This is a genomic window from Streptomyces tamarix (assembly GCF_032423885.1).
GTDB classification, from domain to species: Bacteria; Actinomycetota; Actinomycetes; order Streptomycetales; family Streptomycetaceae; genus Streptomyces; species Streptomyces tamarix.
This window is the reverse complement of record NZ_JAWCTQ010000058.1, coordinates 31,874-39,730: the sequence shown is the minus strand read 5'-3', so window position 1 is coordinate 39,730 and position 7,857 is coordinate 31,874. Positions and strand designations below refer to the sequence as shown.

Genomic DNA, 7,857 nt, shown 5'->3' with positions numbered 1-7,857 from the left:
GCGTCCGCCCGTGCCGTGCGTCCGCCCGTGCGGGGCGCCGGGTCGGCGCGCCGGGCACGCCGGCCTCATACCCGGCCCCGGACGTCGCACCCGCCCGTGCGGGACGTCGAGCCGCCCGCCCCGCCCGGACCGCCGCGCCCGTCCGCGTACGGCAACCGCTCCCGGGGCCACGGAACGCGGCCCGGCGGCCCGGGGACCCGCCCCCAGGACCCCGTCGCCCCGGCGCTCCGCCGAGCGCGGCCGGGACGAGCGCCCCGCCGTGCCGGAGCGCGTCGCCGCGACCGCGCGGCCCGGGGACGGCGCCCGGGGACCGGCTCCCGCCCGCTCACCGGCGGGGCCGGACCGCGAAGGAGGCCGCGTCGCCGTACCTCCCCGCCTTCCCCGAGGATCCGGCCACGGCCCCGCCCCGCCCGTGCCGGGCCGCCCGCACCGGCGGCTCCGACTCGACCGCCTGCCCCACGGGCGCCTTCGCCGGGTTGGCCAATCGCGCTCTGTCGCCGGTCCGCAAGGGCCTGCCCCACGGGCGCCTTCGCCGGGTCCACCCGGGCGCGACCGCCCGGCCCGGGACCCACCCGGGTGCGTCGGGTGCCGCGAAGGCCTCCTCACGCCCGGCGAGCTCTGGGATGCTTGAGCGGTGATCGAACACCTGGACCTCGCTTCTGTCGTCGCCGAACAACCCGACCGTCTGCTGTTCGCCACCGTCTCCGGCGCGCACCTGTACGGCTTCCCGTCCCGCGACTCGGACGTGGACCTGCGCGGGGTGCACCTGCTGCCGGTGGACGCGCTGATCGGGCTGCGCGAGGCGGAGGAGACCCGCTCCCGGATGTGGGAGCGCGACGGCGTCGAGATGGACCTGGTCACGCACGACCTGCGGAAGTTCGCCCGGCTGATGCTCCGGCGCAACGGGTACGTCTTGGAGCAGCTGCTGTCGCCGCTCGTCGTCCACACCAGCGACCTGCACGCCGAGCTGGCCGCCCTCGCCCCCGGTGTGCTCACCACCCACCACGCCCACCACTACCGGGGCTTCGCCTGCACCCAGTGGCGGCTGTTCGAGAAGGACGGCGAGCTGAAGTCGCTCCTGTACACCTTCCGCGCTCTGCTGAGCGGCATCCACCTCATGCGGTCCGGCGAGGTCGTCGCGCACCTGCCGACCCTGTGGGACGCGGTGGGGGAGGCCCCGGCGTACCTCGGGGAGCTGGTCGCGGCCAAGGCGGAGGCCGAGCACGGACCGGCGACCGGAGTCGATCCGGAGCGGCTGGGCGCCGACGTCGATGCGCTGCACGAGGCGCTCGACGCGGCGCAGGCGGCGTCCCGGCTACCCGACGCCGTGACGGGGGCGCACGACGCGCTGCACGACCTCGTCGTACGCGCCCGGCTGGGGCAGCGCGTCGAGGGCTGAGCGCAGCCGGGTCCGGAAGAGGAAGTCCTCCACCCGGGCCAGGTCCGGCTCCGCCGGCAGCGGGGAGGACGGGAGCGCCGCGTCGGCCTCGTCCGCCAGGCGGACCATCCACGCCTCGACCGCGGCCCACGCGACCTCGCCGCGCTTCACCGCGAGCAGCCGCTCCCGGCCGTCGCCCACGTCCACGGAGAGCTCGCCGGTGCGCAGCAGGTCGCGGCAGCTCCCGAGGAGCCGCAGCAGGTGCATGGCGTGCTTCCAGCGGGGCGCGCCGTGCCGCCGCACGTCCGCCTCCAGCTTGCGGCGCTGCGACAGCGCGTAGCGGGTGAACGTCCCGTACACCTGCCGGGACAGGAACGCGCCGCGCAGCGCCAGCAGTTCCCGGCCCGTGTCGTCGGCGTGCTCGACGAGCGGGGAGTGCAGGCACTCCAGGACGTTCGGGTTGCCGCGCAGGGCCAGCTCGCAGAAGCGCTCCAGCTCCCAGCTGAACTGCTCGGGGGCCGGGCCCTCCACGTGCGTGGGCGGCTTGGTGAAGCGCCACTGCGACGGCGTCGGGGCGAGGAACACCCCGCGGCGGTCGGTGTCGCTGCCGTCCGTGGCCAGCCCGAACGCCCGGGACCCCATGACGCAGGAGTAGACCGTGTGGTCGCGCACGAGGGCTTCCGGTGTGAGGGCGTCAGGCATGGCACGACCCTAGCGGGCGGGTTCGGGGGAGCGGGTTTCGCGGCCCGCTCCGGTAGCGGAACGGCGTGGAGGGGCGCGTGCGGCGTTGACTAGGCTGAGCGCACAGCACGGCCCGCAGCCGGGCCCCGGGCGCGAGGAGCAGACGTGGCGGTACGAGCGGTCCGCAGGGCCGTCCAGCCCGGGCGGCACGACGCCGGGCACGCCGGCGCCCCGCCCCGCCCCGCCCGGTGCGCCGCCCCCGCGGTCGCCGGCCCGCCCGCGACCGCCGCCCGCGTCCGTTCCGCCGCCGCCCGCGTCCGCCCCGCCGCGGCGGCCCTCCACAAGGACACCGCCCAGTGAGAACCGCCGTCGTCATCGGAACCGGACTGATCGGCACGTCCGTCGCCCTCGCCCTCACCGACCGGGGCGTCACCGTCCACCTCGCCGACCACGACCCCGACCGGGCCCGGACCGCCGCCGCGCGCGGCGCCGGCACGGAGGCCCCGCCGGAGGGCCCCGTCGACCTGTGCGTGGTCGCCGTGCCGCCCGCCCACGTCGCCGCCACCCTCGCCGACGCCATGCGCGCCGGCACGGCCCGCGGCTACCTGGACGTGGCCAGCGTCAAGGGCGGCCCCCAGCGGGAGCTGGAGGCCATGGGCGCCGACCTGTCCGCGTACATCGGCACGCACCCGATGTCCGGCAAGGAGCAGTCCGGCCCGCTCGCCGGCAGCGGCGACCTCTTCGAGGGGCGCCCCTGGGTCCTCACGCCCACGCGGGACACGCACACGGAGGTGCTGAACCTCGCCCTGGAGCTGGTCGCGCTGTGCCGTGCCGTCCCGGTCGTCATGGACGCCGACGCGCACGACCGGGCCGTCGCCCTCGTGTCGCACACCCCGCAGCTCGTGTCCTCCATGGTCGCCGCGCGACTGGAGGAGGCCGAGGAGACCGCCGTGCGCCTGTGCGGGCAGGGCATCCGCGACGTCACGCGCATCGCGGCGTCCGACCCCCGCATGTGGATCGACATCCTCTCCGCGAACCCCGGGCCCGTCGCCGACGTCCTCGCCGCGCTCGCCGCCGACCTCGACGAGACGGTCCGCTCGCTGCGCGCCCTGCAGTCGGCCGACGGCGACGAGCGCCGCGAGGGCGTGACCGGGGTCGAGGACGTCCTGCGCCGCGGCAACACCGGCCGCGCCCGCGTCCCCGGCAAGCACGGCACGGCCCCGGCCGCGTACGAGACGGTCGCCGTCCTCATCAGCGACCAGCCGGGCGAGCTGGCGCGGATCTTCGCCGACGCCGGCCGGGCGGGCGTCAACGTCGAGGACGTCCGCATCGAGCACGCGACGGGCCAGCAGGCGGGCGTGGTGCAGCTGATGGTCGCCCCGTCCGCCGCGCCGCTCCTCGCGGCCTCCCTCCGGGAGCACGGCTGGGCCCTGCGCCAGTAGCGCGGGGCCCGCGGGCGGGGGCCGGCCCGAACGGGTGCGAGGAGCGGCGGGGACAGTCGGTAACCTTGTCCCGGGCCCTCGGCAACCGGCCGGCCCCACTCCCACGCAGGCAGGAAGGTGTCCGACACCGTGGATTCCGTGATCGTCGCCATCGACGGCCCCTCCGGTACGGGCAAGTCGAGCACCTCCAAGGCCGTCGCCGCCAAGCTCGGCCTCAGCTACCTGGACACCGGCGCCCAGTACCGGGCGATCACGTGGTGGATGCTCACCAACGGGATCGACGTGGACGACGCCGCCGCCGTGGCCGACGCCGCCGGCAAGCCCGTGATCGTCTCCGGCACCGACCCGTCCCACCCGACGATCACCGTCGACGGCGTGGACGCCTCCGGCCCGATCCGCACGCAGGAGGTCACGGCCAAGGTCAGCGCCGTCAGTGCCGTCCCCGAGGTGCGCGCCCGGATCACCGGGCTCCAGCGCTCCATCGCGGCCGCCGCCCCCCACGGCATCGTCGTCGAGGGCCGCGACATCGGCACGACGGTCCTCCCCGATGCCGACCTCAAGATCTTCCTCACCGCCTCCCCGGAGGCCCGCGCGGCCCGTCGCGCCGGCGAGCTGAAGGGCGCCGACGTCTCCGCCACCAGGGACGCCCTGATCAAGCGGGACACCGCCGACTCCACCCGGAAGACCTCCCCCCTCGCCAAGGCCGAGGACGCCGTCGAGGTGGACACCACGGAGCTGACGCTCCAGCAGGTCGTCGAGTGCGTGGTCACCCTCGTGGAGGAGAAGAGGGCGGTCGCCAAGTGACCCCCTCGGCGAAGGGCGCCGCCGTCGGGCGGGGCATCGGCATCGGCCTGATGTACGGGCTGTGGAAGCCGCGCGTGCTGGGAGCCTGGCGCGTACCGGCCTCCGGCCCCGTCATCCTCGCCGTCAACCACGCCCACGTCCTCGACGGCCCCATGCTCATGGGCACCGCGCCCCGGCCCGTGCACTTCCTGATCAAGAAGGAGGCGTTCGTCGGTCCGCTCGGCCCGTTCCTGGAGGGCATCGGGCAGCTCAAGGTCGACCGCGCGGCCGCCGACCGCGCCGCGATCACCGGCGCCCTGGACGTCCTGGCCGCCGGCGGCGTCCTCGGGATCTTCCCCGAGGGCACCCGCGGCGACGGTGACTTCGCGTCGCTGCGCGCCGGGCTCGCCTACTTCGCCGTGCGGTCCGGCGCGCCCGTCGTCCCGGTCGCCGTCCTGGGAAGCAGCGAACGCCGCGGACGGTTGATAAGGGGGCTGCCCCCGCTGCGCAGCCGCGTCGACGTCGTCTTCGGCGACGCCTTCGACGCGGGCGACGGCAGCGGACGCCGTACGCGCAAGGCCCTGGACGACGCCACCGTACGCATCCAGGAGCGGCTCACCGGCCACCTGGAAAACGCCAGGCGCCTCACCGGGCGCTGAGCGACACTCGAGTAGTGGGCGCGGCCCCGGCCGGACGCCCACCGACCACCACGAACGCACGAGGAACGGACTTCATGAACGACCAGCACGACCACGGGGCACTTGGCGACGCCGAGTACGCGGAGTTCATGGAGCTCGCCGCCGAAGAGGGCTTCGACATCGAGGAGGTCGAAGGCGCGATCGAGGCGGCCGGGCACGGCCCGCTGCCCGTCCTCGCCGTCGTCGGCCGCCCGAACGTCGGCAAGTCGACCCTGGTGAACCGGATCATCGGCCGCCGCGAGGCCGTCGTCGAGGACCACCCCGGCGTCACCCGCGACCGCGTCACCTACGAGGCGGAGTGGGTCGGCCGCCGCTTCAAGGTCGTCGACACGGGCGGCTGGGAGCAGGACGTGTTCGGCATCGACGCGTCCGTCGCCGCGCAGGCCGAGTTCGCGATCGAGGCGGCCGACGCGGTCGTCTTCGTCGTCGACGCGACCGTGGGCGCCACCGACACCGACGAGGCCGTCGTCAAGCTGCTGCGCCGCGCCGGCAAGCCCGTCGTCCTCGCCGCGAACAAGGTCGACGGCCCGTCCGGCGAGGCCGACGCCGCGATGCTGTGGTCCCTGGGCCTCGGAGAGCCGTTCCCCATCTCCGCGCTGCACGGCCGCGGCACCGGCGACCTCCTCGACGAGGTCATCAAGGCCCTCCCCGACGCGCCCGCGCAGACCTTCGGCACCGCCGTCGGCGGCCCCCGCCGCATCGCCCTCATCGGCCGCCCGAACGTCGGCAAGTCGTCCCTCCTCAACAAGGTCGCGGGCGAGGAGCGGGTCGTCGTCAGCGAGCTCGCCGGCACCACCCGCGACCCGGTCGACGAGCTCATCGAACTGGGCGGCAAGACCTGGAAGTTCGTCGACACCGCCGGCATCCGCAAGAGGGTCCACCTCCAGGAGGGCGCGGACTACTACGCCTCCCTGCGCACCGCCGCCGCCGTCGAGAAGGCCGAGGTGGCCGTCGTCCTGATCGACACCACCGAGTCCATCTCCGTCCAGGACCAGCGGATCATCACGATGGCCGTCGAGGCGGGCCGGGCGCTCGTCATCGCGTACAACAAGTGGGACGAGCTCGACGAGGAGCGCCGCTACTACCTGGAGCGCGAGATCGAGACCGAGATGCAGCAGGTCTCGTGGGCGCCCCGGGTGAACGTCTCCGCCCGCACCGGCCGCCACATGGACAAGCTCGTCCCGGCGATCGAGACCGCGCTCGCCGGCTGGGAGACCCGCGTCCCGACCGGCCGCCTCAACGCCTTCCTCGGCGAGCTCGTCGCCGCCCACCCGCACCCGATCCGCGGCGGGAAGCAGCCCCGCATCCTGTTCGGTACGCAGGCGGGCACCAAGCCGCCCCGGTTCGTGCTGTTCGCGTCCGGCTTCCTGGAGCACGGCTACCGCCGGTTCGTGGAGCGGCGGCTGCGCGAGGAGTTCGGCTTCGAGGGCACCCCGATCCACATCTCGGTGCGGGTCCGTGAGAAGCGGGGCCGGAAGAAGTAGCCGCGCTCCGGCGCGGCGTACGGCGGCGGGGCCGGGAGACGATCACGTCCCCCCGGCCCCGCCGTTCACATGGTGCGGCGCGGTGCCGGCGGCAGCGCCGCCTGCGCCGGTCCGCCGTGCGGCCGGGCCGTCGCGTAGCCGCCGTACTGCTGCGCCTGCCACCCCTGCCCGTACCCGTGCGTGCCGGTCGTGTGGCCCGGGACGTGACCCGCGGTGCCCTGCCCGCCGTCGACCGGACGGATCGGCGGCAGCGCCCCGAAGGCCCGGAACCTGAGGTCCTCCTCGCCGCTGCGGTCCCCGGGCAGCGCCCGGAACGACCGGCGGTACTCGGAGTACAGCGCGTCGTAGATCGGCGTGGCCGAGTAGGACAGACCGTCCTCCGCCGGGCGCATACCGGGGATGTACTGGTACGGCGGGCGGGACGGCTCGTATGAGTGCTGCACGTAGGTGCCAACGACCCCGCCGCCCGGGAGATGCGGCCCGTACGGGGAAATCGCCTTCCACAGGGCGGGGAGCGGGGTGCCCATCAGGACGTGCCGGCCAGCGGCATGGCGGCGGCGACCAGGCTGCCGTTCGCGGCGGCCTTCTCCAGCGCGTCGCGCAGCAGGTCCTCGCGGGGCTGCTGGCCGATGGAGCCGACGGGCGCGGCGAAGACCAGCACCGTGTGCGACTTGTTCGCCGCCGTCCGCCAGCCGTCGGTGACCTGGAGCGGCTGGTGCGCCTGCCACCAGGCGACCGGCTGGCCGCCCGCCGTGCCCGGCTGGAGGATCGCGTGGAGCTGCCCCACGGCGAGCAGGACGGACCAGCCCGCGAGCACCGGCGGCTTCGCGTTCAGGCCGGAGACCGGGAGGAAGCCCTGCTCGATGAGGAGCGGCAGGAACTCGTCCTCCGTGCCGTACGAGCCGGGGCGGGTGATCGGCGCGGTCGGCTCGACGACGAGCGCCGGGTGCAGGTCCCCCTCGATCAGGACCAGACCGCTCGTCACGCCCAGGACCGCCTGCCGGGTGTCCGACGGCACCCGCGCGGACGCCGGCGCGGGCGCGGGGGCGGGCGCGGGCGGCTGCGGTTCCTGACCGGTGATCGACCGGACGGCGCCCTGCAACTGCTCCTCCGAAACCCTGACGACCTGGGAGGGGATGCAGGTGGCGTGGGCGAAGGCGAGGACGGCGGTCTCGTCGCCGACGAACAGCACGGTGCTGGTGCGCTCCTGCTCGGGGTCGCCCGGGGTGCGGCAGGAGGTGCAGTCGTAGCTGCCCGGGGCGTTCTCGCCGGCGAGCAGCCGGTCGGCTTCGTCGTCACCGATCTCGGCGCGTACGTCCTCGCTGACGTCGAGCATGCGCGGCACGGGTGGCTCCTCGGACTCGTTGGTGCGTGCGGTACCGGGCGGGTCC

General features: G+C 75.3%; 9 protein-coding genes. 6 read left to right on the top strand and 3 right to left on the bottom strand.

The genetic code is table 11. From position 1 onward, the window contains the following. Positions 1–634 precede the first annotated feature (634 nt). Positions 635–1,399, top strand: a complete 765-nt coding sequence (locus RND61_RS29665; RefSeq protein WP_315881237.1) for a nucleotidyltransferase domain-containing protein — start codon at positions 635–637, stop codon at positions 1,397–1,399. On the opposite strand, the gene RND61_RS29660 is transcribed toward RND61_RS29665, so the two are convergent. Then, positions 1,316–2,080: a nucleotidyltransferase domain-containing protein gene (locus RND61_RS29660; protein WP_315881236.1), complete on the bottom strand. Its 765-nt coding sequence runs from the start codon at positions 2,078–2,080 to the stop codon at positions 1,316–1,318. The genes RND61_RS29665 and RND61_RS29660 overlap by 84 nt on opposite strands. Positions 2,081–2,224: 144 nt before the next feature. Here RND61_RS29660 and RND61_RS29655 point away from each other — a divergent pair, with 144 nt between their 5' ends. The 5 genes from RND61_RS29655 to der all read left to right on the top strand — a co-directional run bounded on the left by RND61_RS29655 (position 2,225) and on the right by der (position 6,466). Then, the gene (locus RND61_RS29655; RefSeq protein WP_315881235.1) at positions 2,225–2,419 is read left to right on the top strand and encodes a hypothetical protein; all 195 of its coding nucleotides are present in this window, start codon (positions 2,225–2,227) and stop codon (positions 2,417–2,419) included. Continuing rightward, positions 2,416–3,501, top strand: a complete 1,086-nt coding sequence (locus RND61_RS29650; protein WP_315881234.1) for a prephenate dehydrogenase — start codon at positions 2,416–2,418, stop codon at positions 3,499–3,501. Before RND61_RS29655 ends, RND61_RS29650 begins: the two co-directional genes overlap by 4 nt. 138 nt (positions 3,502–3,639) lie before the next feature. Further along, on the top strand, positions 3,640–4,305 hold the full coding sequence (gene cmk / locus RND61_RS29645; protein ID WP_315881239.1) for a (d)CMP kinase: 666 nt from the start codon (positions 3,640–3,642) through the stop codon (positions 4,303–4,305). A 50-nt stretch (positions 4,306–4,355) separates the two neighbouring features. Continuing rightward, positions 4,356–4,943 (top strand): lysophospholipid acyltransferase family protein, encoded by a 588-nt coding sequence (locus tag RND61_RS29640; RefSeq protein WP_315881238.1) that lies wholly within the window; start codon positions 4,356–4,358, stop codon positions 4,941–4,943. 74 nt (positions 4,944–5,017) lie between these two features. After that, positions 5,018–6,466 (top strand): ribosome biogenesis GTPase Der, encoded by a 1,449-nt coding sequence (gene der / locus RND61_RS29635; protein WP_315881233.1) that lies wholly within the window; start codon positions 5,018–5,020, stop codon positions 6,464–6,466. Between the two features lie 65 nt (positions 6,467–6,531). On the opposite strand, the gene RND61_RS29630 is transcribed toward der, so the two are convergent. Both RND61_RS29630 and RND61_RS29625 read right to left on the bottom strand, forming a co-directional pair. Continuing rightward, positions 6,532–6,858 carry a hypothetical protein gene (locus RND61_RS29630; protein WP_315881232.1) on the bottom strand — a complete coding sequence of 109 codons (327 nt, stop codon included), beginning with the start codon at positions 6,856–6,858 and terminating at the stop codon, positions 6,532–6,534. A 134-nt stretch (positions 6,859–6,992) separates the two neighbouring features. Next, complete coding sequence (locus tag RND61_RS29625; protein ID WP_315881231.1) at positions 6,993–7,811, bottom strand: hypothetical protein; 819 nt, start codon at positions 7,809–7,811, stop codon at positions 6,993–6,995. Positions 7,812–7,857: the final 46 nt, after the last annotated feature.

Excerpts from the sequence above, each read along its gene's own strand:
- RND61_RS29640 (WP_315881238.1), top strand. The coding sequence starts at position 4,356 with ATGTACGGGCTGTGGAAGCCGCGCGTGCTGGGAGCCTGGCGCGTACCG.
- der (WP_315881233.1), top strand. The coding sequence starts at position 5,018 with ATGAACGACCAGCACGACCACGGGGCACTTGGCGACGCCGAGTACGCG.
- RND61_RS29630 (WP_315881232.1), bottom strand. The coding sequence starts at position 6,858 with ATGCGCCCGGCGGAGGACGGTCTGTCCTACTCGGCCACGCCGATCTAC.
- RND61_RS29660 (WP_315881236.1), bottom strand. The coding sequence starts at position 2,080 with ATGCCTGACGCCCTCACACCGGAAGCCCTCGTGCGCGACCACACGGTC.